This window comes from Phreatobacter sp. (assembly GCF_052440005.1).
In the GTDB taxonomy this organism is placed as follows: Bacteria; Pseudomonadota; Alphaproteobacteria; order Rhizobiales; family Phreatobacteraceae; genus Phreatobacter.
In genome coordinates this window covers 1-24454 of record NZ_JBQVQL010000056.1, presented here as the reverse complement: position 1 = coordinate 24454, position 24454 = coordinate 1, and the positions used below count along the sequence as shown (strand labels likewise).

Below are 24454 nucleotides of genomic sequence, written 5' to 3'. Positions count from 1 at the left end.
CCTATGGCCGTTCGCGCATCACGGGTAGAGGCGGCGCTTGGCCGTCCATTGTCCCGCCGGCTCGGCGCGGGTGAACTGCACCCGGTCGTGCAGGCGGAACGGCCGGTCGTGCCAGAACTCCATGGAGACGGGGAGGATGCGGAAACCGGTCCAGTGCGGCGGGCGGGGCACCTCGCCGACGGCGTGCTTGGCGGTGTAGACCGCGACGGCCTTTTCCAGGGCAAAGCGGCTCTCGAGCGGGCGCGACTGCTGGCTCGCCCAGGCGCCGATGCGGCTGCCGCGCGGACGCGAGGCGAAATATTCGTCCGCCTCGGCATCCGACACCCGCTCCACGGGCCCACGCACCCGCACCTGGCGGCGCAACGACTTCCAGTGGAAGACCACGGCGGCCTTCTTCTGGCCGTCGAGCTCGGTTCCCTTCTGGCTCTCGGTGTTGGTGTAGAAGACGAAGCCCCGGGGATCGACGCCCTTCAGCAGCACCATGCGCACGTTGGGCAGGCCGTCGGCGTCGACGGTGGCGAGCGCCATGGCATTGGGATCGTTGGGCTCGGAGGCGCCGGCATCGGCCAGCCATTGGTCGAAGAGCTGGAAGGGCTCGTCGATCGTCGTGAAATCGTCCTGATCCGAACCGGACATTAACGAACTCCGATGTTGACTGCGGGCCAGAGCGGATCAGCTCCGGAGTTTGCAGGCGTATGGGCGACACGAGTGGCGTTCGCCATGTCTATAGCGAAAGCGGGGGGGCGCGCCCATGCCTCCCGGCGCGCGACCGGCCATGCCCGAACCGCTTGACGCTTTTCGTCGTAGCGGGTGCCTGCCTGTTCCTGCAGGGCTGCACCGTGGCGCTGCCCTCGCTGTGGGAGCGCGCCAACGTGGCGCCGCCCGGCACCGCCCAGATGGCGCGGCCCGTCGACGACGACACGGTGACGACCGGATCCGTTCGCCGCCCGGCCGAGGCCCCCGCCGCTCCGGCGGCGACGCCGGCTGGACCCCTGCCCATTCCGCAGGCCGACTGGGAGGCCGCCAAGGCGGTGCTCATGGAGGCTCTCGCCGACCGCGCTGAAACGCCGAGCCTGCCCTGGACCAACGCCCAGTCCGGCATGAGCGGCACGGTGACTGCCCTGCAGCGCGCCGGCGGCAGCGCCGGACAGACCTGCCGCGACTTCCTCGGCAGCGCCATCAAGGACGGCAAGGAGGTCTGGTTCGACGGCCGCGCCTGCCGCACCACCGGCCCCTGGGCCGTCCTGGAACTCAGGCCCTGGCGGCGCAGCTGAGCCGTTCCGGTCGCGAACTTGTGAACAGGGGCGTCCGCCCCCACATTGACGACCGAACCCGCACACCGCCGGGTGTCCTCACGGGCACCCTTCCTCAAGGACGACCATGGCTCGCGATCCCTACGACGTCATCGGCGTCGCGCGCTCGGCGAGCGCCGACGAGATCAAGCGCGGCTTCCGCAAGAAGGCCAAGGCGCTGCATCCCGACGCCAACCCCAACGACCCCAAGGCGCAGGACCGTTTCGCGGAACTGAACAACGCCTACGAACTCCTGTCGGACGCCGACAAGAAGCGCCAGTTCGACCGCGGCGAGATCGACGCCGAGGGCAAGCCGCGCTTCGCCGGCTTCGAGGGCTTCGGCGGCCGGCCCGGCACCCGAACGGGCACCGGCCCGCACGGCGAGACGATCTTCGAAAACTTCTCCTTCGGCCGCGACGGCTTCCAGCGTGGCGGCGGCCGCACCGGCGGCCAGGCCGGCGGCCCGCCGCCGATGGACGACTTCTTCGACATCCTCTCCGGCATGACCGGAGGCGCGAAGGGGGGGCGTGGCCGCTCGCCCTTCGGCGAGGATTTCTCCGCCCCGCCCTCGGGCGAGGACGTGACGCTGACCATCAAGGTGCCGTTCCTGGACGCTGCCCGCGGCTCCACCCAGCGGGTGGTGCTCCCGACGGGCGAATCGATCGACCTCAAGGTCCCGCCGGGTACGCGGGACGGGCACCGCATGCGCCTGCGCGGCAAGGGCAAGCCCGGCAGCCTCGGCCGGGCGGCGGGCGACGCCTATGTGGTGGTGGCGGTGGAGCCGCATCCCGCCTTCAAGGCCGAGGGCAAGGATCTGCGGCTCGACCTGCCGATCGCCCTCGACGAGGCGATCCTCGGCGCCAAGGTGAGGGCGCCGACGCTCGACGGCGAGGTGGAGCTGACGCTTCCCGCCATGACGTCGTCGGGCAGGACGTTCCGCCTGCGCGGCAAGGGCCTGCCGGCGGATAGCGGCGCGGGCGACCTCTATGTCACCGTGCGCATCGCCCTCCCCGAGGCCAGCGCCGATCTCGAAGGCTTTGCCCGCATCCTCAAGGAGCGCCGCAAGGGCGATCCGCGCGACGGGCTGTGAGGCCCGCGCCGTGCTGCAGCTCGACCACCTGACGGTGATCGCGCCGACCCTCGCCGAGGGTGTCGCCCATGTCCGCGACTGCCTCGACCTCGACGTGCCCTTCGGCCAGCGCCACGCCTATATGGGCACGCACAACCACCTTCTGCAGCTCGGCGGCGCAGTCTATCTCGAGATCGTCGCCACCGACCCCGCCGGCATCCCTCCCGGCCGCGCCCGCTGGTTCGGCCTCGACCAACCCGCCCGGGTCCGGGCCGACTGGGAGGCGGGGCGGCGTCTGAGGGGCTGGGTGGCCGGCACGGACACCATCGACACGGTTCTGCGGGGACGGGAGGCGATCTTCGGCCGCAAGGTGTCGCTGCCGCCGGAAGCGCCGGTCTTCGATTTCGTCATCCCGGACGACGGCTCGCTGCCGCTGGACGGCGCCGCGCCGTCCCTCATCGACCGACGGGGCCGGCCGCGTTCCATGGCGATGATCGCGGACCTCGGCGCGAGGCTCGTCTCCTTCACGCTCGACCATCCCGGCGCGGCGACCATCGCCGCCCTGCATCACGACCTCGCCGCGGAGGGCGGGCCGGCCGTCGTCGCGGGTCCGGCCATGCGCTACGAAGCCGTGATCGACACTCCCGGCGGCCTGCGGCGCCTGACCTGACGGGCCGCGCCGTCCCGTCCGCCTTGCACGCGGGGCGTGGCAATGGCATAGGGTCCGGCTGATTTTGCGGCGGCATGCCGGGTGAGGACTGATATGGCAGGCATGATGAAGGGCAAGCGCGGCCTGATCATGGGCGTGGCGAACAACCGCTCCATCGCCTGGGGCATCGCCAAGGCCTGTGCCGATCAGGGCGCCGAACTCGCCTTCACCTTCCAGGGCGAGGCGCTGGAAAAGCGCGTGCGCCCGCTGGCGGCCGAGGTCGGCGGCCATGTGGTCGGCCATTGCGACGTCACCGACAGCGCCAGCATCGACGCCGTCTTCGCCGAGACCGAAAAGGTCTTCGGCAAGCTCGACTTCCTCCTGCACGCCATCGCCTTTTCCGACAAGGACGAGCTCACCGGCCGCTACGTCGACACGACCGAGGGCAACTTCACCAAGTCGCTGCTGATCTCCTGCTATTCCTTCACGGCCATCGCCCAGCGCGCCGAGAAGCTGATGGTGGACGGCGGCTCGCTGCTCACCCTCACCTATTACGGCGCCGAGAAGTGGATGCCGCATTACAACGTCATGGGCGTCGCCAAGGCGGCCCTCGAGGCGAGCGTGCGCTACATGGCCGCCGACCTCGGCGAGAAGAAGATCCGCGTCAACGCCATCTCGGCCGGCCCGATCAAGACGCTGGCCGCCTCCGGCATCGGCGACTTCCGCTACATCCTCAAGTGGAACGAGTACAATTCGCCGCTGCGCCGCACCGTCACCATCGACGAGGTCGGCGATTCCGGCATGTACCTGCTGTCGGATCTGTCCCGCGGCGTCACCGGCGAGATCCACCACGTGGATGCCGGCTACCATGTCGTCGGCATGAAGAACCCGCACGCCCCGGACATCGGCGCGCTGTAAGCGTCGCCAGGCGCGCTGTAAGGGCCGACGGGCGCGCCGCGAGCGGCGCCGCCCGCCCCTGCCTCATTCTTCCTCTTCGTCGTCCTCGTCGACCGCCGCCACGGCCTGGCGCGCCGACTGCTGGCGCGACCACATGGTGGCGTAGAGCCCGCCCGCGCGGATGAGTTCGCCATGGGTGCCGGTCTCGACGATATGACCGTGGTCGAGGACGATGATGCGGTCGGCAGTGACCACCGAGCCGAGGCGATGGGTGACGGAGACGACGGTGCGCGTCTCGGCGATGCGGCGCAGGGTCTCGTTAAGCTTGGATTCGGTCTCGGCGTCCAACGCGCTCGTCGCCTCGTCGAGCACCAGCACGGCGGGGTTGCGGACGAGGGCGCGGGCAATGGCGACGCGCTGGCGCTGGCCGCCGGAGAGCTGGCCGCCGCGCTCGCCGACCGTCGTCTCGTAGCCCTGCGGCAGGGCGGCGATGAAGTCGTGGACCTCGGCCTGGCGGGCCGCTGCGATAATCTCCTCCATCGTGGCGTCCGGGTGCGCCATGCGGATGTTCTCCGCGATCGAGGTGTTGAAGAGGAAGCTCTCCTGGAACACCACGGCCATCTGGGCGCGCAGAGCGGCCTGGGTGACGGTGCGGATGTCGGTGCCGTCGACGGTCACCCGCCCTTCAAGCGGATCGTAGAAGCGCATCAGCAGGTTGAGGAAGGTGCTCTTGCCCGACCCGGAGGGCCCGACGATGCCGAGGAAGGATCCCTTCGGCACGGTGACCGAGAGATTCTCGGTGCGGAAAGAGGAGCCGGGATAGGAGAAGGCGACGTTGTCGAAGACGATCTCGCGCTCGAAGGGCGCGAGCGGGCCGGCATCCGGCGCGTCGACCATGGTCGGCTTGACCGCCAGGAGATCGTCGAGGTGGCGGATCGAGCCCGCCGCCTGCGCCATGGTCGGCACGTATTGCGTCACGTTGGTGAGGGCGTAGCCCATGGACAGGAAGACGCCTTCGAAGGCGATGATGGTGCCGACCGTGATGCGGTCGGTGAAGGCCCAGTAGGCGCCGAGCGCGAAGACGGCGATGTGGATGACGTAGAGACCCGTCTGGGCGGTCCGCTCCACCAGCGCGGAGGAGAAGTTGGTACGGCGGGCGACGCCGACCCAGGTACCGTTGAGGCCGGCGAAGTGCAGGCGCGCCCGGCCCGCCATGCCGAAGGCCTTGATGACCGGCTGGGCCGAGACGTTCTCCTGGATCGCGCTGATGAGGCGCCCCTCGGTCTGGCGCTTGTCATAGGCGAAGAGGAAGGCCTTGCGGGCGAAGATGCGCGGCCACCACAGGATCATCGGGAAGACGAGCGAGGCGATGAGCCCAAGCCAGATGTCGAACATGAACATCAGGATGGAGGCGTAGATCACCTCCATGAAGGGCATGACGAAGCCCGGCACGAAGGCGACGAGCGCCGCCTCGAGGGCGACGAGATCGCCGGAGAAGCGCGACAGCACGGTGCCCGTCGGCGTGGTGTGGAAGAAGGGCATCGACATCGACTGGACGTGGTCGAACAGCCGCTGGCGGATGTCGCGGGTGATGTCGGCGAAGAGGCGCGTGTAGACGAAGTCGGCGAAGAGGGCGACGCCGGAGACGGCGATGGCGGCAATTCCCATGAAGAGCAGGGAGTTCAGGAGCGCGCGCCACTCCTTTTTGATCAGCCCCTCGTCGATCAGGTACTGCGTGACCAGGGGGAAGGAGAAGTTCAGCGCCGCCTCGGTGAGAATCAGCACCACGAGGAGGGCGATGGTCGTCTTGTAGGGGGCGGCGAAGGGCGCGAGGAACCGCGCCATGAGCCGGAGGTCGTCTGCACTGACGTCCTCTTCCTCCTCCTCATCGTCCACGTCATCGGGCTCGACGTAGTTCTTGTCCTGGCTCATGACGGATCTTGGATCATCGCAGGTCGGGGGAAGGGCCGGGCATGGCGGGCCGCCCGCCGCTGGTCATGCATCATTCCGTAACAGGATGCACCCGAAATCGCGCGGGACCGGCGCCCCGCCGAACGCATGAGGGCCGGACCCATGGGATCCGGCCCTCGAGAACGGTGCTCCCGTGCGGGAGCGGCTCAGCGGCCGCCGGCAACGAGGCGCAGCTTCGAGGTCGGCCCCTTCTCGCGGCCGGCCATCAGCTTCTCCACCCACTTGGCGGCGTCGGGCTTGGCGTAGAAGCAGTAGCGCATGGTCTCCATGTCCGGATACCAGGGGAAGTCGCCCTCGTTGGCGTCGCACTCGATCTTCCAGGCCTTCTTCAGGATCTTCTGGTCGTGCACGGCCGGGCGCCAGCCGTGGCGCTGGAAGCGCTCGGACCACTGCCAGGTCGATTCCAGCGTCAGGACGCCGTCGAAGACGTCGTGATACTCGATCACCTCGCGGGTCATGTCGGCGGTGATGCCGCCGAAGAAGATGCCGATGCGGGTGACGCGGTAGAGCTCCTGGATCGCCTTGTCGATCAGCTCCTCCGGCACGTAGCACAGGCACGTGTCGTAGATGACGTCGAAGGACTGGTCCTCGAAGGGCAGGTTGGTGACGTCGCCGAGCAGGTTGCGGTGCAGCCACTCCTTCGGCGTCTGCGAATGGACGTGGCGGGCGTTCTCGATACCCCAGGCATCGATGCCGATGTCGGCGAAGCACTTCAGCGTCAGGCCCGAGGCCGAGCCGACGTCGAGCAGCGTGTAGGGCGGCTTGATGCCGAAGATGCACTCGTAGAGGTCGGCGTTGTACTGCTCGTCGAAATACTCGCGGAAGCTCTCCTCGTAGGAGAGGCCGACGGCATATTCGTCGTGGTAGTCGTCCGTGAGGGTCGACTCGACGAAGCCCTCCTCCACGACGCCCTTCTGCTTCTCGAGGTCCGCCTTCTTGCGGGCGCCGGAATAGGCGGCGCCGCGCAGCTTGCCCATCATCATGTCGACGACGAAGTTGGCGCTGTCGTAGGCGCCGTTGACGGTCGAATCGAAGAGGTAGTCGCCGACGAGGTAGAGGTTCGGCAGCACCTTGCCGTCGGGCTGGTGGCGCTCGCGCAGCTCGGGGGCGGGATGGCCACCCGGCAGGCCGGAGATGGTGCCGACCCAGCGCTGCACCTTGGCGTCGAGGAACTGCTTCTTGGCCGGGGCGATGAGCTCGGCGGGAAGCGAATCGAGAGCGAGCTGCACGAGGCGCTCGTCGTCGAGGTTCGACAGGGCGAGGGCATGGGTGGAGGGGATCAGCCAGCCGAGCACGCCGTGCTTGGAGGGATGGCGGGCACTCTCGTCGTAGATGCAGCAGCCGCCGAAGGCGTCCGTCATCACGTAATGGCCCTGGAAGGTCTCGGCCCAGAACGGCTTCTTGAACTGGATGGTGACGCGCAGGTAGTGGGCCGGGTTGTCGTAGCGGGCCTGGTGCTTCTGGATCGCCATGCGCTCCTCGCGGCCCTCGAACTCGATCTGGCTGACCCAGTAGTTCGGAACGGCGACGACGACGTGGTCGAATTCGTGGGTCTCGTCGCGGCCCTTGCGGCGGACCGTGAGCGTGTAGGTGCCACCCTCGTTGCGGCGGATCTTGGAGACGCGGCTCTCCAGCATGACCTTGGCGGAGATGCGCTCGGCGAGGCCCTCGATCAGCTTCTCGTTGCCACCGGCGATGGAGTAGAGGCGGAGGTACTTCGGATCGTCCATGAGGACGTTCTTCAGGCCGTTCAGCGCGTTGGTGAGCTGCGCCTCGGTGGCGACGTCGGAGCGGGCCGCGACCTCGATGTACTTGCGGGCCATCTCGTCCCCGACCTCGTCGAGGACCTCGCGGAAGGTCTTGCCGCCCCAGGGGTGCTTGTTGTCGTCGCCCGAATAGCCCTCGTAGTACTCGTCGGGCGAGCAGAGTTCGTGGCACTTGGCGTGAAAGGCGTCGATCGCCTTCAGCGTCGCCTCGCCGAAGTGCTTCTTGATGTCGCGGCGGTTGTTGAGGACCTTGCCCTCGAGGATGACGCCCTTGCCGTCCATCGGCACGACGTCGAGACCCATCACCTCGGTGATGATGCGCTTCAGCGGGTCGGGACCGAAGTGCGAGTAGTCGTAGTACTCGGCGACGCCGCGCTCGAAGAGGGAATTGCCCTTCTCGAAGCTGTCTGTGGCGACCTTGCCGCCGAGGCGGTCGGAGGCTTCGAAGAGAGTGGCGGTGAACAGACCGTCGCAGAACCGGTCGAGCAGGTAATTGGTGAAGAGCCCACCCGGCCCGCCACCCACAATTGCGACACGCGTCATATCCGAGCTTTCGTCCCTGGACCGGCCACGCCCCGACGGCGCATTCCAGCCTCTATCCGCTGAAAATCCGGGGCTGAGCTATAGCGACCGTTCGTTTCCGAATAAAGCCATCGGCCACGCGATATTGTCGCGCAGGATGAATCCGGTCGGTCCCCGCCAGCACGCCCCGAAGGTTGTGAGAGCCCGATCATTGCGGCGGCGCAACTGAACGCAATCTGAACCGACCGCGTCCCGCGCCCGTTTCAGCGCATCACCGTCGGCAGCCAGGTGGCGATGGAGGGGAAGACCATGAGCACCCCGACGGCGAGGATGTAGACGAGCATGAAGGGGAGCACGCCGGTGAAGACGTCGGTGATCGGCCCGCCGTCCTTCCGCATGCCCTGCAGCACGTAGAGCACCGTGCCGTCGGGCGGCGAGATCAGCGCGATCTCCACCAGCATGACGACGATGACGCCGAACCAGATCGGGTCGTAGCCGAGCGCGGTGACGACGGGGAAGATGACGGGGATCGTCGTGATCATCATGGAGAAACCCTCCATGAAGGTGCCGAGCGCCAGGTAGAAGCCGATGATCAGCAGCATGATGGCCCAGGGCGGCAACGGCATCTGCGAGACGAGCTGGGCGAGGGCCTGCGGCACGCCGAGCGCCGTGAAGACGTAGTTGAGCAGGTAGGCGCCGAAGAGGATGAGGCCGATCAGCGCCGTGTTGCGCGCCGTCGCCTCGGCCGAATCGTTGAGCATCTTGAAGGAGAGCTTGCCGTCGAGGGCGGCGAGTACGATGGCCGCGACGACGCCCAGCGCCGCCGATTCGGTGGCCGTGGCGAGGCCGCCGTAGATGGTGCCGAGCACGATGAGGATCAGCACGGCGGTCGGGGTGAGGTCGACGAGGCTGCGAATCTTCTCGCCCCAGGAATAGCGGGGGCCGTCGGGATCGCGGGGGGCGGCGGTCTTCGCCTTCATCAGGATGATGGCGATGAAGAAAACGACGACCAGGATGCTCGGGCCGATGGCGGCGATGTAGAGCGCGCCGACCGAGGTCTCGGTGATGAGGCCGTAGATGATGAAGGTGATGCCCGGCGGGATGAGGTTGCCGAGCGCGCCGCCGGCGGCGAGGGAGCCCAGCACCATCTTCGGATCGTAGGGCTTGTCCTTGAAGAAGGGCAGCGCCACCGAGCCCATGGTGGCGGCGGTGGCGACCGACGAGCCGGAAATGGCCGAGAAGACGCCGGAGGCCGCGATGTTGGTGTGGAGGAGGCCGCCCGGCATGCGGTTCAGCCAGATGTTGAGCGTCTTGTAGAGCCGGTCGGAAAGGCCGGCGCGCAGCAGGATCTCGCCCATCAGCAGGAAGAGCGGCACCGCCACCAGCACGAAGGACGAGGACGGGTTCCAGATGGTCTGCCCGATGAAGAGCCAGAAGGGGCGGTCGGAGAAGGCGTAGCCGACGATGAGGCCGAGCACGCCGAGGGCCGCGCCGACATAGATGCCCATGCCGAAGAACAGCATGAACAGGCCGACCAGCAGCATGATCTCGCCCATGAGCTCGCCGGACGGGGCATGGCCGGTGAAGCTCATGCCCAGCATGATGCCGACGAGGATGAGGAGGAAGACGACGGCGATCACGGCTTCACCTCGGGATGGGCGGGCTTTGCGGGGGCGGCGGGATCGCCTGGGACGGGCTCGCCGACGGCCTCCAGCACCTCGGCGACCTCCTCCTGGTAGGAGCGGCTGTGCAGCAGCAGCTCCGCCTCGTTGCCACGGCCGGCGAGGATGAGCAGCAGGCATTCCACCAGCATGGCGAGGATGAGCAGGAAGAAGGCGCCGATGCCGAAGGCCCAGAGCCCCTGCGGGATGGCGAGGGGGGTGCGGATGACGCTGATGTCGGTGGCGCCGAAGAGGAGGGATTCCTCCACCAGCGTCCAGGCGCCGTAGAAGAGGTAGCCGACCAGCACGGCGAGGAAGGCAAGGCTCGTCAGGTGCAGCCAGTGGCGGATGCGCGGCGGAAAGAGGTTCACCACCACGTCGATGCGGACATGGGCGCGCATGGACAAGGTGTGGGCGAGGCCCCAGGCGATGCCGAAGGCCAGCGCATAGCCGGAGAGCTCGGTGGTCGCCTGCGTCGAGAAGCCGAGGAAGCGGCGCGCCAGCACGTCGAAGGTGATGAGCCCGGCCGTGGCGATGAAGCCCCAGCCCGCCACATAGCCCATGACGGTGCCGAGCCGCGCCATGGACCGCCGGCCGAGGCCGGCGACATCGATCAGAGTGTTGAGCATGCCTGTTCCCCCGGCCCTGCCGCCGCCGCCCGGCGGCAGCGTGCCCCTCGCCCGTTCCCCGTCACGCGGGAGGGATGGCCCCCCGCGTGACGCCGGTGATCGCGGCCGTCAGTTGCCGGCATAGGTGACGCCGGTGATCGGCGCCACGACGCGGTTGTAGATCTCGCCGCAGCGGGCGCCGCAGCGCTTCACCCAGTTCGGCAGGATGGTGGAGGTCAGCGTCGTGCGCATCACCTCGGTGTCGGCGGGGACCGGACGGTAGACGCGCATCGGGTTGGCGTCGGGAATGCGGCCGAGCTTGCAGCCGGCACGGTCACCGATGTTGCAGGAAATGCCGTCCTCGGTCTGCTCAAGGCCGAGCTTCCACTGGGCGTCCTCGACCTCCTTCATGGTCGCCTCCATGGCGGCGCGCACCGCCGGGTCGAGACGGTTCCACCACTGGATGTTCACCACATAGGCGGAGACCGACCAGAAGAGCGGCAGTGCGTAGAGGCTCTGGGTCACTTCGTACCAGCGGGCGGAGTTGCCCGAGCCGGTGCCGGTGATGGCGCAGTCGACGACGCCGCGCTCGAGGGCGCCGTAGACTTCCGGGAAGCCGATGCCGGTCGGCTGGCCGCCGATCTGGGTGACGAAGTCGTTGGACGAGCCGCCGCCGGTGCGGATGCGCTTGCCGCGCAGATCCGCAAGGCTCGTGACCTGGCCGCGGCAGAAGAACTCCTGGGCGGCGAAGGGGTACATGACGAGGATGCGGACGCCGAAGCGCTCCAGCTCCTTGTTGACCTCGGGCAGCATGGCGGCGGCCACCTTGCGGGCCTGGTCGAGGCTGGGGTTGAGGCCGGCGAGGTCGACCACGTCGAGCAGCGGCACGTCGCCCGCGACCGTGTTCAGCGGCACCGCACCGATATCCACCTGGCCGGAACGGACGAGACGGAGGATTTCGGGACCGTTGAGGTTGCGCTCGGGCCAGGAGGCGAGCGTCACGCGGATGCGGCCGTTCGACTTGGCGGCGAGGCCGTCGCGCAGCAGCGGCTGGTCGACGCGGGTGAACTGCGGCATGGCCGGGCCGGGCTGGGTGACGATCTGGACGTTCACCGGCGGGCCGGCGGGGACGGCCTGGGCGAGGACCGGCAGGGCGCCGGACAGGGTCAGGGCCACCGCCGTGGCGGCGGTTCGCAAGCGGATCATGGAGGTCTCTCCTTCGTCGATGGGCCGCGCGAGGGCGGCGGTGGTCGGTCGGCGTAGTCTCTGGAGTGTTCTTATTCGGCGGGCGGGTAGTAGAGGAATTCGATCAGCAGACAGCCCTCGTCGCTGAAGAAGGGACCATGGAGGACATGCGGCGGCCGCACCGCATGGGTGCCGAACGGCAGCCGCACGCCCTCGGACTTAGCAGCAAGCGTGCCAATCATCAGGGAGCCGGAGACGATGAAGACCTCCTCGCACCAGTCGTGCGACACGGGATGGTCCACCGCCGCGCCCGCCGACCACCGGCCGAGCCGCGTGACGGCGCCCTTGCGCGCCACCGTATCGAGGTGACCCGAGAGGATCTTCTCCTCGACGCCGACATAGCCCGGGACGGCACGCCAGCCGTCGGGCGAGAGCGCGTCGAAGAACTCGCGATGGATCTTGCCGAAGGCCCCGAAGCCGGGGTGCGGCGTCGGGGCGGGGCTGGTCACAGGGCGGCGATCCGGCTGTTGGTGAGGTCCGTGACGAGCATGGAGCCGGGCGCGTGGGTGATGGCGAAGGGCGGGCGCGCCTTGGCGATCACGGACTGGGGGGTGACGCCGCAGGCCCAGAAGACGGGAAGTTCGTCCGCCTTCACCTCGACGGGGTCGCCGTAGTCGGGCGTTGAGATGTCGCGGATGCCGATGGCCTCGGGCAGGCCGATATGGACCGGCGCGCCATGGACGGCGGGAAAGCGCGAGGTGATCTGTACGGCACGGATGGCGTCGGCGGGTTTCAGCGGACGCATGGAGACGACCATCGGGCCGGAGAAGGGCCCTGCCGGGGCGCACGCGATGTTGGTCCGCCACATCGGCACGGTGGTGTTGCAGCCGATATGGCGCATCGGGATGCCGTCCTGGATCAGCGCCTCCTCGAAGGAGAACGAGCAGCCGATGACGAAGGCGACGAGATCGTCGCGCCAGAACTCGCGGATGTCCGTGGGCTCGGCGACCAGCTCGCCGTCCTTCCAGACGCGGTAGCGGGGGATGTCGGTGCGGATGTCGAGATCGGCGCCGAGGGCGGGCACCGTCGGGTCGCCCGGCTCCGACAGGCCGATCACCGGGCAGGGCTTGGGATTGAGCGTGCAGAAGCGCAGGAAATCGCCGGCGAGATCCCTGGGCAGAATGGCGAGATTGCCCTGCACGCGGCCCGGGGCGAGGCCCGCCGTATGACCGGTGATGTCGCCGCGGCGGATGGCCCGGCGCACCGCCGCGGGATCGCTGACGTCGGTGATGCCGGGTGCGCGAAACTGGGCGACAGCCATGATTTTCTCCCGGGAGATGCATCCCTGGGAGAACAGTCCACCATTCCCCTTGCATCTGGTCCAATCCGAAGTTTGGATTGGTTACGATTAATCCAGCTTATCGATTGACGACGGCATGGTGGACTTCAAGGCGCTCGAGACGCTGGTCTGGGTGGCAACCCTCAAGAGCTTCAACCGCGCCGCGGTGAAGCTGCACACGACCCAGCCCGCCGTGTCCCAGCGCATCGCCCAGCTGGAGGCGGAGATCGGCCAGCGCCTGCTGGTGCGCGAGAAGCGCACGGTGGTGGCGACCGACGCGGGCCGGCGCGTCATCGACTATGCCGAGCGCCTCCTGAAGCTGCGTGCCGAGATGCTGCATGCGGTGGCGGACCGCACCGCCATCCGCGGCACGCTGCGTCTCGGCGTCGCCGAGACCATCGTCCACACCTGGCTGCCGCGTTTCGTCGAGCGGATGGCCAAGGCCTATCCGGGCCTGGCGCTGGAGATAGAGGTGGACATCACGCCGAACCTGCGCGACCGGCTGGTGGCGCAGGAGCTCGACCTCGTCTTCGCCCTCGGAGCGCTGGCGGCGGCGCAACTGCGCAACATGCCGCTGTCGACCTACCGCCTCGCCTTCCTGGCCGGCCCCGGCCTCTCCTTTCCGGCGGGGCCGCTGGATCTGGCGGCGCTTGCGGCCCATCCGATCCTCACCTTCTCGCGGAACACCCGGCCCTACCTGATCCTGCGCGAGATGTTCTCGGCGCCCGACCTGCCGCCGGTGCGCATCCACGCCTCCTCCTCCATGGCGACGATCCTGCGCATGGCGGAGGACGGGCTCGGCATCGCAGCGGTGCCGGAGGCGATTGCCGGTACCGAACTCGCCGCCGGTCGGCTGCGGTCGCTGCCCACGAGCGTGCCGCTGCCCGAGCTCGACTTCTTCGCCTCCTGGCGGATCACGCCGGAGGCGGCGACGGTGGAGGCGGTGGCGACGATCGCGGCGGAGGTGGCGGCGCCGCGGCCGCGCTGAGCGGTCAGTCGTGCCGGGGGGTGGCGACGCCCGCCCACATCGGCCCGAGGTCGTCCATCGCCGCCTCGACGCATTCCACCACGAGGCGGATGGCGCCGCCGCCGGCGAAGACGAGTTCCATCGTGCCGCCGGGGGATTCGCCGCCCTCCGGCTCGAAATGGATGGCGAGCAGCTCCAGCACGGTGTCCTCGCCCTTCGGCACGGCACGGGCCTTGACGGCGGTGACGCGCTCGACGCGCAGGCCGGTGCGGCGGCGCTGGCAGTCGCCGGCCTCGGCGGCGGTCCAGTCGAAGCGGTTGCAGACGAGGGCGAAGCGGCGCTCGCGGGCGAGATAGGCGATGTCGCTGGCCTTCAGCACCGCGTCCTGCAGATGGGCCGACAGGACCGCGAGGTCCTCGGCGTCGAAGGCGTAGAGCTTCAGCGGTGTCGCGGTCATTGGATTTCTCGCATCCGTCGCCCTATAGGACCTGAAGCGGTCCGAAGTCCATGCGCCTCCGCCCGGAGCACATGAAGGACGGCCGCCGCCGACCACCCCGCTGCCCGAGACGATCCATGACCATCCGCGCCCATGTCGGCGACCTGCCCGACCTCCGCCACTACCAGGTCGGCACCGTCGCCATCGACACCGAGACGCTTGGCCTCGTGCCGCAGCGCGACCGGCTCTGCGTCGTCCAACTCTCGCCGGGCGACGGCACTGCCGACGTGGTGCAGATCCGCCCGGGACAGCCGGCGCCGCCGAACCTCTGCGCCCTGCTGACCGATCCTGAGGTGATCAAGCTCTTCCACTTCGCCCGGTTCGACGTGGCGGTGCTGAAGCACGCCTTCGGGGTGGAGACGCGGCCCGTCTACTGCACCAAGATCGCCTCCAAGCTGGTGCGCACCTATACCGACCGCCACGGCCTGAAGGACCTGTCGCGCGAGCTTCTCGGCATCGACATGTCCAAGGTGCAGCAGAGCTCTGACTGGGCGGCGGAGACCCTCACCCCGGCCCAGCTCGACTATGCCGCCTCCGACGTCCTGCATCTCCACGCCCTGAAGGAGAGGCTCGACGCCATGCTGGCGCGCGAGAACCGCACGGCGCTGGCGGAGGCCTGCTTCGCCTTCCTGCCGACCCGCGCCGCGCTCGACCTCGCGGGCTGGCCGGAGACGGACATCTTCGCCCATTCGTGAACGGCCGCCGGGGGGTGCCGCGGGTTGCGGGCGCGCCATGGTGGGGCCATAGAGTCGTGGTCAGTGCCGGTGCGGCAGGCGGTAACGCCGGCCATGCAGGAGGAGAACGGACGGGACGATGGCAGCGCGGCGGACGGATGAATGGGACGGGTCCGCCCGAGGCGGCAAGGACGGCAGCGTCGAGCGCAAGGCGGCCTTCAGCCTCGCCTATCGTCATTCGAAGACGGTGCGTCGGCTGCGTGTGCTCGTCCCCGCCGCTGCGGTCGTCATCTTCGTCGGCGTGGTCTTCATCTCCTGGTGGGATCCGCTGAAGAGCCTGAACCTGCCCATCTCCGTCGGCGCCGTGTCCATGTCGGGCTCGAAGGTGACAATGGAGGCGCCCCGTCTCACCGGCTACACGACGGACAACCGCTTCTACCGCGTCACCGCCACGCGCGCCGAGCACGACATCACCCAGGCCAACGTCGTGGCGCTGACCTCCATCGATTCGGAAATGCAGCTGGAAGGCGGCGGCACGGCCCGCGTCGTCTCGGCGACGGGCCTGCTCGACACCAAGACCGGCCGCGTGGAACTCAATCAGGACGTGGTGGTGACGACCTCCAGCGGGCAGACGGGCGAGCTCGGCCATGCGCTGGTCGACACGCGGGCGGGGACGATCGCCTCCAACGGGCCGGTGAAGCTGACGTCGCCGCGTGGCCAGATCGTTTCCGAGCGCATGCAAATTAGTGACAACGGCAAGGTGATCGTGCTTGAAGGCACGGTGCGTGGTAGCTTCACGCCCGAACCGCCCGATCCGACCATCACCGATCTTTCGCAGCCTTCTCCTGCGCCAAGCCGATCCGGAGACTGACCATGACGCTGGCCGGCACCGCCGCGCTCCTTTTCGACAGGCGCCCGCTGGCGGCGGCGCTGCTCGCCGCCGGGCTCTTCGCACCCGTGGCGACGGCCCAGCAGGCCGGAAGCCCGTTCGTCGGCTTCACCCAGAACCGCAGCGACCCGATCAATTTCGAGGCTGACCGCGCCGAGGTCTTCGACACCGAGAAGCGCGCCGTGCTGTCCGGCAACGTGCGCGTCCAGCAGGGCGAGTCGACGCTGCAGACCGCACGCCTGGTCATCTTCTACGAGGACAACGCCGCTGCGGCCGCCGGACGGCCGGCGACCACGACCCCGCGCCAGGGCGCGGCCCCCGCCGGATCGTCCGAGACGCAGAACGTGCGCCGCTTCGAGATGCAGGGCGGCGTCATCGTCCGCTCCAAGAACCAGACGGCGACCGCCGAGCGCGGCTCCTTCGACGCCCGCCGCAACGAGGCGATCATGGAGGGGAACGTCACGCTGACGCAGTGCGACAACATCCTGCGCGGCGCCCGTCTGCACGCCGACCTCACCACCAACCGCGTGCGCATCGACGCCGCGCCCTCGGGCGGCCGCGTCTCCGGCATCCTGCAGGGCGGCGGCGGTGCGGCACCCGGCGGCGGGGCCAACAATCCCGACTGCACGCCCGCCCGGCCGCAGGCGCGCAGCCCCCGCGGATAGGACAGCCAGCCCCGTGTCCGTCCTCGCGCGTGTCTCCGGCCTCCTGGGACGCCGGCCAGCCCCCGCGGCGGCCGTCGACGACGACTGGCTGGTCAAGGAGATGGCCGCCCAGGTGGCGGAACTCGACCGTCCCGAGCCCGCCCCGGCGGCGCGCGCGCAGGAGGAGCCCCGCTCCGGCGAGGGCGTGATGTCGGTCCACGGCGTCTGGAAGAGCTACAAGGGCCGCGCCGTCGTGCGCGGCGTCAGCCTCGACCTCAGGCGCGGCGAGGCCGTCGGCCTGCTCGGGCCGAACGGCGCCGGCAAGACCACCGTCTTCTACATGATCACCGGCCTCGTTGAGGCCGACAAGGGCCATATCGAGCTCGACGGCCACGACATCACGGCCCTGCCGATGTACCGGCGGGCCCGCCTCGGCATCGGCTACCTGCCGCAGGAGGCCTCGATCTTCCGCGGCCTCAACGTCGAGGACAATATCCGCGCCGTGCTCGAGGTCACCGAGAAGGACAAGGCCAAGCGCGAGCGCGACCTCGACGAGCTGCTCGAGGAATTCACCATCACGCGGCTGCGCAAGAGTCCCGCCATCGCCCTGTCGGGCGGCGAGCGGCGCCGCCTCGAGATCGCCCGCGCGCTGGCGACCCGCCCCTCCTTCATGCTGCTCGACGAGCCCTTCGCCGGCATCGACCCGATCGCGGTGGGCGACATCCAGAATCTCGTGCGCCACCTGAAGGAACGCGGCATCGGCGTGCTCATCACCGACCACAACGTGCGCGAGACGCTCGGCCTTATCGACCGCGCCTACATCATCCATTCGGGTCAGGTGCTGATGGAAGGCACGCCGAACGAGATCGTCTCCAACCCCGACGTCCGCCGGCTTTATCTCGGCGAGGAATTCCGCCTCTGACGCTGCGGAAGAATCACGGGACGCGGTCTTAACTCCTCAGTCATCGGAACCATGGCATGAACCTTGCTGTTCGTGCCGCCGGACCTCTATGATGCGGCGCAAGAAACCCCGAGGGATGCGCCCGAGACGATGGCCCTGTCAGCCCGACTAGAGCTCCGCGTTGGCCAGTCGCTGGTGATGACACCCCAGCTGATGCAGGCCATCAAGCTCCTGCAGCTGTCGAACCTCGACCTCGTCGCCTATGTCGAGCAGGAGCTGGAGAAGAACCCGCTGCTCGAGCGCGCCGACGCCCCCGAACCCGCCGTCGAGGGCGAGGCGCCGGACGTGCCGGCAGCCGCCGATCCGGGCGATGCCCAGGCCGGCGACTGGCTGGGCGACGACATGGGCAACAGCCGCACCGACATCGAGGAGCGGCTCGGCACCGACCTCGAGAACGTCTTTCCCGACGACAAGGGGCCGGAGGCACGGCACGCCGATGCGGCCTCCGACCCGATGACCTCGTCCTGGTCCAACGTCGGCTCGGGCGGCAGCGACAACGAGGACTACAACCTCGAGGCCTTCGTTTCCGCCGATCTGTCGCTGGTGGACCACCTGGCGAACCAGCTCACCCTCGCCGTGGAGACGCCTGCGGACCGCCTGATCGGGCAGATGCTGATCGACGCCGTGGACGAGGCCGGCTACCTCACCGTCACCGTCGAGGAGGTCGCCGACCGGCTGGGGGCCGAGATCGAGGATGTCACCAGCGTGCTCGAGGTGATCCAGAGCTTCGAGCCCTCGGGGGTCGCAGCCCGCAACCTGGCGGAATGCCTCGCCATCCAGCTGAAGGACAAGAACCGCTTCGACCCCGCCATGCAGGCGCTGGTCGGCCATCTCGACCTCCTCGGAAAGCGCGACTACCAGGCGCTGAAGAAGATCTGTGCGGTCGACGACGAGGACCTCGCCGACATGGTGGCGGAGATCCGCCGGCTCAATCCGAAGCCGGGCCTCGCCTTCGGCTTCGCGCCCGTCCAGCCACTGGTGCCGGACGTCATGGTGCGCGCCGGCCCGGACGGCGGCTGGATCGTCGAGCTGAACAGCGAGACGCTGCCCAAGGTCCTGGTCAACCAGAGCTATTACGCTCGCGTCTCGAAAACCACGAAGAGCGACACCGAGAAGACCTTCCTCGCCGACGCGCTGCAGACGGCGACGTGGCTCGCCCGCGCCCTCGACCAGCGTGCCCGCACGATCCTGAAGGTCGCCACCGAGATCGTCCGCCAGCAGGACGCCTTCTTCGCCCTCGGCGTGCAATATCTCAGGCCGCTGAATCTGAAGACCATCGCCGACGCCATCAGCATGCACGAATCGACGGTGTCGCGGGTCACGTCGAACAAGTCGATCGCCACCACCCGCGGCATCTTCGAGATGAAGTACTTCTTCACCTCGTCAATCGCGAATTCGGAGGTCGGCGGCGAGAGCCACTCGGCGGAGGCGGTGCGCTACCGCATCAAGCAGATGATCGACGCGGAAACGCCCGACGACGTGCTCTCGGACGATGCCATCATGGACAAGCTGAAGGCCTCGGGCATCGACATCGCCCGGCGGACCGTCGCCAAGTACCGCGAGGCGCTGCGGATTCCCTCGTCGGTGCAGCGGCGGCGAGAGAAGCAGGCCATGGCGGTGTGAGGCGCGTCGGCTTCGTCCGCGGAGACCCGTTCATCGAAACGCGCGAACCGGCTCCCGTCATGGCCGTGCTTGTCCCGGCCATCCACGACTTGACCACCGCAATCTGAAGGAAACTCGTGGCTGCCCGGTACAAGGCCGGGCATGACGGAGAGATTGCCTGGATCCATCCGCATCGTTTCGCGGACCGACACCAGGATCGATCTTCCCCCAATGCCGCCCCGCACAAAACGCGCATCCCACTGCTGACCGCGATCGAAGACGGGCGTTCTATCCCGGCGATTTGACTTGAATCCCGTCCGGACAGTGCCCTTATTCCCCTTCATCCTTGCTGCGGAGGATCGTTTCATGGCGAAGACCCAGGCGACGGGAACCATCATCCCCCTGCCCTCCGACACGGCTGATCTCGCCTGGCACCGGCTGCGCAGCGAGGCCAATGCCATGGCCTCGGCCAATCCGGAGCTGGCGACGCTGGTCCTGCGCACCATCGGCCGGGCCTCCTCCTTCGAGGACGCCGTCGCGCGCCGCATCTCCGCGCGGCTGGGCACGGGCGACGTTCCCGCCGACGTGCTGCACGATGCCTTCACCGAGGCCCTTGGAGCCTCGTCCACCATCGCCGTGGCGATGCGCGCCGATGCCGCTGCCGTCATCGACCGCGACCCCGCCGCCGACCGGCTGATCGAGCCGGTGCTGTTCTTCAAGGGCTTCCACGCGCTGCAGACCCACCGGCTCGCCCACTGGCTCCTCGGCCAGGGCCGCCGCGACTTCGCGCTCTACCTGCAGAGCCGGTCCTCGGAGGTCTTCCAGACCGACATCAACCCCGCCGTGGTGATGGGCAAGGGCGTGTTCCTCGACCACGCCACCGGCCTCGTGGTCGGCGAGACCGCGGTGATCGAGGACGACGTCTCCATCCTGCAGAACGTCACCCTCGGCGGCACCGGCAAGGAGGCGGGCGACCGCCATCCGAAGGTGCGGCGCGGCGTGCTGCTCGGCGCCGGCGCCAAGATCCTCGGGAATATCGAGATCGGCCGCTGCGCCCGCGTCGCCGCGGGATCGGTGGTGCTGCATCCGGTGGCGCCGAACACGACGGTGGCCGGCGTTCCGGCGAAGCCGGTGGGCACGGCCGGCTGCGCCGAGCCGTCGCGGGCCATGGACCAGATCCTGGCGGAGGGGACGGTGGCCGCGTTCAGCTACGAAATCTGACGCGCCGCGCCTCCCTTTACCTCCATCCCCCGTCCGGCGCGGTTGCGAAACCGTATTTCATGGTGAGAAATAACGCTTCATGATGGATCGGGTCTGCCGAACAGGCGGGCTTCGCATGGGGCAGGCGCATGACGAGGACGACACGGCAGGTCGGGGCGGCGCGGAGTTCGGCGCCGTGACCATGCAGCTGACCCTCGCCGTCCACCGCGCCCGGCGGCTCTTCCCGACCAAGACCGCCGTCATCTTCGCCGACCGGCGCCGGACGTGGGAGGAGTTCGCCGACCGGGTGGCGCGCCTCGCCGGCGTCCTCCAGGACCTCGGCGTCGGCCCGGGCGACCGGGTCGCCATGCTCTCCCATTCCTCCGACCGCTATCTCGAATTCTTCTTCGCCGCCTTCTGGGCCGGCGGTATCGCCGTGCCCGTCTCCACCCGTTATGCCGAGCCCGAGACGGCCTTCCTGATGCAGGACTGCGGCGCGAAGGTGCTTCTCGTCGGCGACGAGTTCACCGCCATGGCCGAAGCGCTCAGGCCGCAGTGCCCTGACCTCGCCCATGTGATCTTTGCCGGCGAGGGCGCACTGCCGGCCGGCATGATCGACTACGAGGCGGTCCTGGGTGCGCGGGACCCGGTTGTGGACGCCGGCCGCCGCGGCGACGACGTCGCCGTGCTGTTCTACACCGGCGGCACGACGGGTCGCTCCAAAGGCGTCATGCTCACCCACATCAACTGCATGGCGAACTCGTTCGGCGGCATGGTGCACACCAAGCTCGACAGTTCGGTGGTCGGGCTTCATGCCGGCCCGCTCTATCACGCTGCGGCAGGCTCGCGCGTCTTCACCAACACGCTGCTCGGCGCCACCCACGTGGTCATCCCGCGCTTCACGGTGAAGGGCGTGCTGGAGGCGATCCAACAGCACCGCATCACCTTCACGTCCATGGTGCCGACCATGATGACGATGATCCTCAACGAACCGGACCTCGACGCCTACGATCTCTCCTCGCTGAAGATGATCGGCTATGGCGGCGCGCCCATGCCGGTGGCGACGCTGGAGGCGCTGATCCGGAAGCTGCCCCATGTCCGCTTCGCCCAGGCCTACGGCATGACCGAGTTGTCGCCGGCCTGCACCTATCTGGAGCCCGACGACCACACGCTGGACCCGGCCCGGGTGCACCGGCTCGCCTCCGGCGGGCGATCCATCGTCGGCTGCGACATCCGCGTGGTCGATCCGCAGGACCGGGACGTACCGGTGGGCGAGATCGGCGAGATCATCGTCGCGGGGCCGACCGTCATGAAGGGCTACTGGAACCAGCCGGAGATGACGGCGGAGGCGCTGCGCGGCGGCTACATGCACACGGGGGACGCCGGCTATCTCGACGCCGACGGCTATGTCTACGTGTCCGACCGGATCAAGGACATGATCGTCACCGGCGGCGAGAACGTCTATTCGATCGAGGTGGAGAACGCCGTTCTCACCCATTCCGCCATCCGCGAATGCGCCGTCATCGGCGTGCCTCACCCGCTCTGGGGCGAAGCGGTGCATGCGGTCGTCACCTTCAAGGCCGGCCGCAGCGCCACGGCGGAGGAGATCATCGCCCACTGCAAGACGCGCATCGCCGGTTTCAAGTGCCCGCAGACCATCGAGGTGCGCGAGGCCATGCCGCTGTCCCAGGCCAACAAGATCCTCAAGACGGACCTGAGGCGTCCCCACTGGGAGGGACGGGCACGGGCGGTCAACTGACCCGGCCGAAAGAGCGAGGGAGTGGCGGCGATGGCTGATGGTTCGGAGGGCACGTCGCGCGGCATCGTCAGCGGCGGGAGGCAGCGTGACCCGGAGGCCGTCGAGGCGCGGGTGCGCCGCATCGCCGGGGGACTGGACAGGCTCGGCGTCGGCCCCGGCGACTGCGTCGCCATCCTGATGCGCAACGACATCGCCTTTCTGGAGGCGACCTATGGGGCGGCCATGCTCGGCGCCTATGCGGTGCCGGTGAACTGGCACCTGAAGGCAGACGAAGTCAGCTACATCCTCGACGATTGCGATGCCAAGGTGCTGGTCGGCCACGAGGACCTGCTGGCGCCCCTTTCCGGCCACCTGCCGGCTGGGATCGCGATCTTCTCAGCGCCGGTGCCGCCGGAGGTGGCGGAGCATTTTCCCGCTCCCGCCGGGATCACGGTTCCCGCCGGCGCCCGCGACCTCGACGCCTGGCTCGCAGGAGAGGCGCCCTATCAGGGCGCTGCCCGGCCGGCGCCGATGAGCATGATCTACACATCCGGCACGACCGGAAAGCCCAAGGGCGTGAAGCGCAAGGCGCCGAGCCCGGAGGAGGCGAAGGCGACCGAGGGCCTGCGCGCCCTCGTCTATGGCCTCAGGCCCGGCGTGCGCGCCCTGCTGCCCGGGCCGCTCTACCATTCCGCGCCCAATTCCTTCGGCATCCGCGCAGGCCGGCTCGGCGGTGTGCTGGTGCTGATGCCGCGCTTCGACGCGGAGGAGATGCTGCGGCTGATCGAGACGCACCGCATCGACACGATCTTCATGGTGCCGACCATGTTCGTGCGGCTGCTCAAACTCCCGGACGAGGTCCGGCGGCGCTACGACGTCTCCTCGCTGCGCTTCGTCATCCACGCCGCCGCCCCCTGCCCGGCCGAGGTGAAGGCGGCGATGATCGCCTGGTGGGGCCCGGTCATCCACGAGTTCTACGGCGGTACGGAGACGGGCCCCGTCACCTTCGCCACCTCCGAGGACGCCCTGAAGAAGCCCGGTTCGGTCGGCCGGCTGTCGCCGGGCGCGGAAATCCGCGTGCTGGACGATGCGGGCCGGGAAGTGCCGCAGGGCGGCATCGGCGAGCTCTTCTGCCGCATCGAGGGCTATCCCGACTTCACCTACCACAAGGCGCCGGAGAAACGAGCCGAGGTGGACGACCACGGCTTCATCACCTGCGGCGACATCGGCTATGTCGACGCCGAGGGCTACGTGTTCCTGTGCGACCGCAAGCGCGACATGATCATCGCCGGCGGGGTGAACATCTATCCGGCCGAGATCGAGGCGGCGCTGCTCGCCCTGCCGCAGGTCCGCGACTGCGCGGTCTTCGGCATCCCGCACGCCGAATTCGGCGAGAGCATCATGGCGGTGATCTCGCCGCAGCCGGGGGTGGAGATCGATCCAGCGGCGCTGAAGGCCGAACTCGCGACCCGCATCGCCGACTACAAGCTGCCGCGGCACATCGAAATCCGGGACGACCTGCCGCGCGAGGATTCCGGCAAGATCTTCAAGCGCCGCCTGCGTGATCCCTACTGGGCGGCGGCCGGCCGGGCGATCTGAGGGGGCGGGGGGCCGTGGTCAGCCTCCAGCACCTCGCCGAAGCGTCATGCCCGGGACAAGCCCGGGCATGACGTGGAAAGGGCGGCCGCCTGTTTACCGAGGCCTTCGCGAAAGCCCCACCCTCACCCTCCCCGCTGCGCAAAGAGGGGGGACTACCGCCTCCGGCCCTCCCGGCCATCCATGGCGCCAGGCACAACCGGCGAGAAACGGTCGAGACGTCGAAGCCCCCCTCTCAGCGCAGCGAGGGTCAGGGTCAGGGTGAAGGGCCGGACAAGCGCGCCGTCTTTGGACCGGCGCCCGTCAAAACCCCAGCATCGCTCTGACGTCCCCCGGCCCGACCCCGGCCCGCCGCAGAGCGCGAAATCCCTCCGCCTGGTCGCTCTTCGACAGCTTCCGCCCGTCCGGGCCCATCACCAGGCCGTGGTGCCGGTAAAGCGGGACCGGCAGGTCGAGGAGGTCCTGCAGCAGCCGGTGGACGGCGGTCGCCTCGAACAGGTCCTCGCCGCGCACGACGTGCGTCACTCCCTGCAGGGCGTCGTCGGTGACCACGGCGAGGTGGTAGCTGGTGGCGAGTTCCTTGCGGGCGAGGACGACGTCGCCCCAGCGCTCGGGCTCTGCCGTCACCTCGCGCAGCGGCCGGCCGTCCGCGTCGAGTTCGGCCCAGGTCAGCGGGCCGGCGAGCCGCGCCAGCGCCGCCCGCATGTCGAGCCGGAGGGCGTGGGGTT

Annotated in this window: 23 protein-coding genes; 13 read left to right on the top strand and 10 right to left on the bottom strand. The window is 68.8% G+C overall.

The features are described 5' to 3' along the window. Positions 1-18 precede the first annotated feature (18 nt). On the bottom strand, positions 19-636 hold the full coding sequence (gene pdxH / locus ACT6XY_RS14430) for a pyridoxamine 5'-phosphate oxidase (protein WP_444749019.1): 618 nt from the start codon (positions 634-636) through the stop codon (positions 19-21). Positions 637-788: 152 nt separating this feature from the next. On the opposite strand from pdxH, the gene ACT6XY_RS14425 reads away from it, so the two are divergent. The 4 genes from ACT6XY_RS14425 (at position 789) to fabI (ending at position 3928) form a co-directional block, all read left to right on the top strand. After that, positions 789-1274, top strand: coding sequence for an RT0821/Lpp0805 family surface protein (locus ACT6XY_RS14425; RefSeq protein WP_444749018.1), 486 nt, complete (start codon positions 789-791; stop codon positions 1272-1274). Between the two features lie 106 nt (positions 1275-1380). Next, the gene (locus ACT6XY_RS14420) at positions 1381-2382 is read left to right on the top strand and encodes a DnaJ C-terminal domain-containing protein (RefSeq protein ID WP_444749017.1); all 1002 of its coding nucleotides are present in this window, start codon (positions 1381-1383) and stop codon (positions 2380-2382) included. A gap of 10 nt (positions 2383-2392) precedes the next feature. Then, complete coding sequence (locus ACT6XY_RS14415) at positions 2393-3031, top strand: VOC family protein (protein ID WP_444749016.1); 639 nt, start codon at positions 2393-2395, stop codon at positions 3029-3031. Between the two features lie 93 nt (positions 3032-3124). Beyond that, positions 3125-3928: an enoyl-ACP reductase FabI gene (gene fabI / locus ACT6XY_RS14410; protein ID WP_444749015.1), complete on the top strand. Its 804-nt coding sequence runs from the start codon at positions 3125-3127 to the stop codon at positions 3926-3928. A 63-nt stretch (positions 3929-3991) separates the two neighbouring features. Here fabI and ACT6XY_RS14405 read toward each other — a convergent pair whose 3' ends face one another. The 7 genes from ACT6XY_RS14405 to ACT6XY_RS14375 all read right to left on the bottom strand — a co-directional run bounded on the left by ACT6XY_RS14405 (position 3992) and on the right by ACT6XY_RS14375 (position 12941). Next, positions 3992-5839 (bottom strand): ABC transporter ATP-binding protein, encoded by a 1848-nt coding sequence (locus ACT6XY_RS14405; RefSeq protein ID WP_444749014.1) that lies wholly within the window; start codon positions 5837-5839, stop codon positions 3992-3994. A gap of 185 nt (positions 5840-6024) precedes the next feature. Continuing rightward, entirely contained in the window at positions 6025-8187 is a 2163-nt protein-coding gene (locus tag ACT6XY_RS14400) for an FAD-dependent oxidoreductase (RefSeq protein ID WP_444749013.1), read from the bottom strand. A 242-nt stretch (positions 8188-8429) separates the two neighbouring features. Beyond that, positions 8430-9806, bottom strand: a complete 1377-nt coding sequence (locus tag ACT6XY_RS14395; RefSeq protein WP_444749012.1) for a TRAP transporter large permease — start codon at positions 9804-9806, stop codon at positions 8430-8432. Beyond that, positions 9803-10456, bottom strand: a complete 654-nt coding sequence (locus ACT6XY_RS14390) for a TRAP transporter small permease subunit (protein ID WP_444749011.1) — start codon at positions 10454-10456, stop codon at positions 9803-9805. The genes ACT6XY_RS14395 and ACT6XY_RS14390 overlap by 4 nt, the downstream gene beginning before the upstream one ends. A 108-nt stretch (positions 10457-10564) precedes the next feature. Beyond that, entirely contained in the window at positions 10565-11641 is a 1077-nt protein-coding gene (locus ACT6XY_RS14385; RefSeq protein WP_444749010.1) for a TRAP transporter substrate-binding protein, read from the bottom strand. A 71-nt stretch (positions 11642-11712) separates the two neighbouring features. Then, a complete protein-coding gene (locus ACT6XY_RS14380; protein WP_444749009.1) occupies positions 11713-12129 on the bottom strand; it encodes a cupin in 417 nt (138 codons plus the stop codon). Next, the gene (locus ACT6XY_RS14375) at positions 12126-12941 is read right to left on the bottom strand and encodes a putative hydro-lyase (protein ID WP_444749008.1); all 816 of its coding nucleotides are present in this window, start codon (positions 12939-12941) and stop codon (positions 12126-12128) included. The genes ACT6XY_RS14380 and ACT6XY_RS14375 overlap by 4 nt, the downstream gene beginning before the upstream one ends. 115 nt (positions 12942-13056) lie before the next feature. Here ACT6XY_RS14375 and ACT6XY_RS14370 point away from each other — a divergent pair, with 115 nt between their 5' ends. Continuing rightward, the gene (locus ACT6XY_RS14370; RefSeq protein ID WP_444749007.1) at positions 13057-13947 is read left to right on the top strand and encodes a LysR family transcriptional regulator; all 891 of its coding nucleotides are present in this window, start codon (positions 13057-13059) and stop codon (positions 13945-13947) included. 4 nt (positions 13948-13951) lie between these two features. On the opposite strand, the gene ACT6XY_RS14365 is transcribed toward ACT6XY_RS14370, so the two are convergent. Beyond that, positions 13952-14383 (bottom strand): DUF2948 family protein, encoded by a 432-nt coding sequence (locus tag ACT6XY_RS14365; RefSeq protein WP_444749006.1) that lies wholly within the window; start codon positions 14381-14383, stop codon positions 13952-13954. 116 nt (positions 14384-14499) lie between these two features. On the opposite strand from ACT6XY_RS14365, the gene ACT6XY_RS14360 reads away from it, so the two are divergent. The 8 genes from ACT6XY_RS14360 (at position 14500) to ACT6XY_RS14325 (ending at position 23729) form a co-directional block, all read left to right on the top strand. After that, entirely contained in the window at positions 14500-15117 is a 618-nt protein-coding gene (locus tag ACT6XY_RS14360; protein ID WP_444749005.1) for a ribonuclease D, read from the top strand. A gap of 118 nt (positions 15118-15235) precedes the next feature. Beyond that, complete coding sequence (gene lptC / locus ACT6XY_RS14355) at positions 15236-15967, top strand: LPS export ABC transporter periplasmic protein LptC (protein ID WP_444749004.1); 732 nt, start codon at positions 15236-15238, stop codon at positions 15965-15967. A 2-nt stretch (positions 15968-15969) separates the two neighbouring features. Further along, the gene (locus ACT6XY_RS14350; RefSeq protein ID WP_444749003.1) at positions 15970-16650 is read left to right on the top strand and encodes an LptA/OstA family protein; all 681 of its coding nucleotides are present in this window, start codon (positions 15970-15972) and stop codon (positions 16648-16650) included. Positions 16651-16663: 13 nt separating this feature from the next. Beyond that, complete coding sequence (lptB, locus tag ACT6XY_RS14345) at positions 16664-17551, top strand: LPS export ABC transporter ATP-binding protein (protein WP_444749002.1); 888 nt, start codon at positions 16664-16666, stop codon at positions 17549-17551. 129 nt (positions 17552-17680) lie between these two features. Beyond that, a complete protein-coding gene (gene rpoN, locus ACT6XY_RS14340) occupies positions 17681-19213 on the top strand; it encodes an RNA polymerase factor sigma-54 (protein ID WP_444749001.1) in 1533 nt (510 codons plus the stop codon). Positions 19214-19558: 345 nt separating this feature from the next. Continuing rightward, positions 19559-20413, top strand: a complete 855-nt coding sequence (gene epsC / locus ACT6XY_RS14335; RefSeq protein ID WP_444749000.1) for a serine O-acetyltransferase EpsC — start codon at positions 19559-19561, stop codon at positions 20411-20413. Between the two features lie 115 nt (positions 20414-20528). Beyond that, complete coding sequence (locus tag ACT6XY_RS14330; protein ID WP_444748999.1) at positions 20529-22151, top strand: long-chain-fatty-acid--CoA ligase; 1623 nt, start codon at positions 20529-20531, stop codon at positions 22149-22151. Between the two features lie 30 nt (positions 22152-22181). After that, a complete protein-coding gene (locus ACT6XY_RS14325) occupies positions 22182-23729 on the top strand; it encodes an acyl-CoA synthetase (protein WP_444748998.1) in 1548 nt (515 codons plus the stop codon). Between the two features lie 300 nt (positions 23730-24029). Here the strand turns inward: ACT6XY_RS14325 and ACT6XY_RS14320 are convergent. Continuing rightward, positions 24030-24454 (bottom strand): glutamate--tRNA ligase family protein (locus tag ACT6XY_RS14320; protein ID WP_444748997.1); only part of this gene is annotated, 425 nt, incomplete at its 5' end.

Coding starts and splice junctions, on each gene's coding strand:
- ACT6XY_RS14375 (WP_444749008.1), bottom strand. CDS start 12,941: ATGGCTGTCGCCCAGTTTCGCGCACCCGGCATCACCGACGTCAGCGAT.
- lptC (WP_444749004.1), top strand. CDS start 15,236: ATGGCAGCGCGGCGGACGGATGAATGGGACGGGTCCGCCCGAGGCGGC.
- ACT6XY_RS14390 (WP_444749011.1), bottom strand. CDS start 10,456: ATGCTCAACACTCTGATCGATGTCGCCGGCCTCGGCCGGCGGTCCATG.
- ACT6XY_RS14325 (WP_444748998.1), top strand. CDS start 22,182: ATGGCTGATGGTTCGGAGGGCACGTCGCGCGGCATCGTCAGCGGCGGG.
- epsC (WP_444749000.1), top strand. CDS start 19,559: ATGGCGAAGACCCAGGCGACGGGAACCATCATCCCCCTGCCCTCCGAC.
- ACT6XY_RS14385 (WP_444749010.1), bottom strand. CDS start 11,641: ATGATCCGCTTGCGAACCGCCGCCACGGCGGTGGCCCTGACCCTGTCC.
- ACT6XY_RS14360 (WP_444749005.1), top strand. CDS start 14,500: ATGACCATCCGCGCCCATGTCGGCGACCTGCCCGACCTCCGCCACTAC.
- fabI (WP_444749015.1), top strand. CDS start 3,125: ATGGCAGGCATGATGAAGGGCAAGCGCGGCCTGATCATGGGCGTGGCG.
- ACT6XY_RS14405 (WP_444749014.1), bottom strand. CDS start 5,839: ATGAGCCAGGACAAGAACTACGTCGAGCCCGATGACGTGGACGATGAG.
- ACT6XY_RS14400 (WP_444749013.1), bottom strand. CDS start 8,187: ATGACGCGTGTCGCAATTGTGGGTGGCGGGCCGGGTGGGCTCTTCACC.
- ACT6XY_RS14370 (WP_444749007.1), top strand. CDS start 13,057: ATGGTGGACTTCAAGGCGCTCGAGACGCTGGTCTGGGTGGCAACCCTC.
- ACT6XY_RS14350 (WP_444749003.1), top strand. CDS start 15,970: ATGACGCTGGCCGGCACCGCCGCGCTCCTTTTCGACAGGCGCCCGCTG.
- ACT6XY_RS14330 (WP_444748999.1), top strand. CDS start 20,529: ATGGGGCAGGCGCATGACGAGGACGACACGGCAGGTCGGGGCGGCGCG.
- ACT6XY_RS14420 (WP_444749017.1), top strand. CDS start 1,381: ATGGCTCGCGATCCCTACGACGTCATCGGCGTCGCGCGCTCGGCGAGC.
- pdxH (WP_444749019.1), bottom strand. CDS start 636: ATGTCCGGTTCGGATCAGGACGATTTCACGACGATCGACGAGCCCTTC.
- ACT6XY_RS14365 (WP_444749006.1), bottom strand. CDS start 14,383: ATGACCGCGACACCGCTGAAGCTCTACGCCTTCGACGCCGAGGACCTC.
- rpoN (WP_444749001.1), top strand. CDS start 17,681: ATGGCCCTGTCAGCCCGACTAGAGCTCCGCGTTGGCCAGTCGCTGGTG.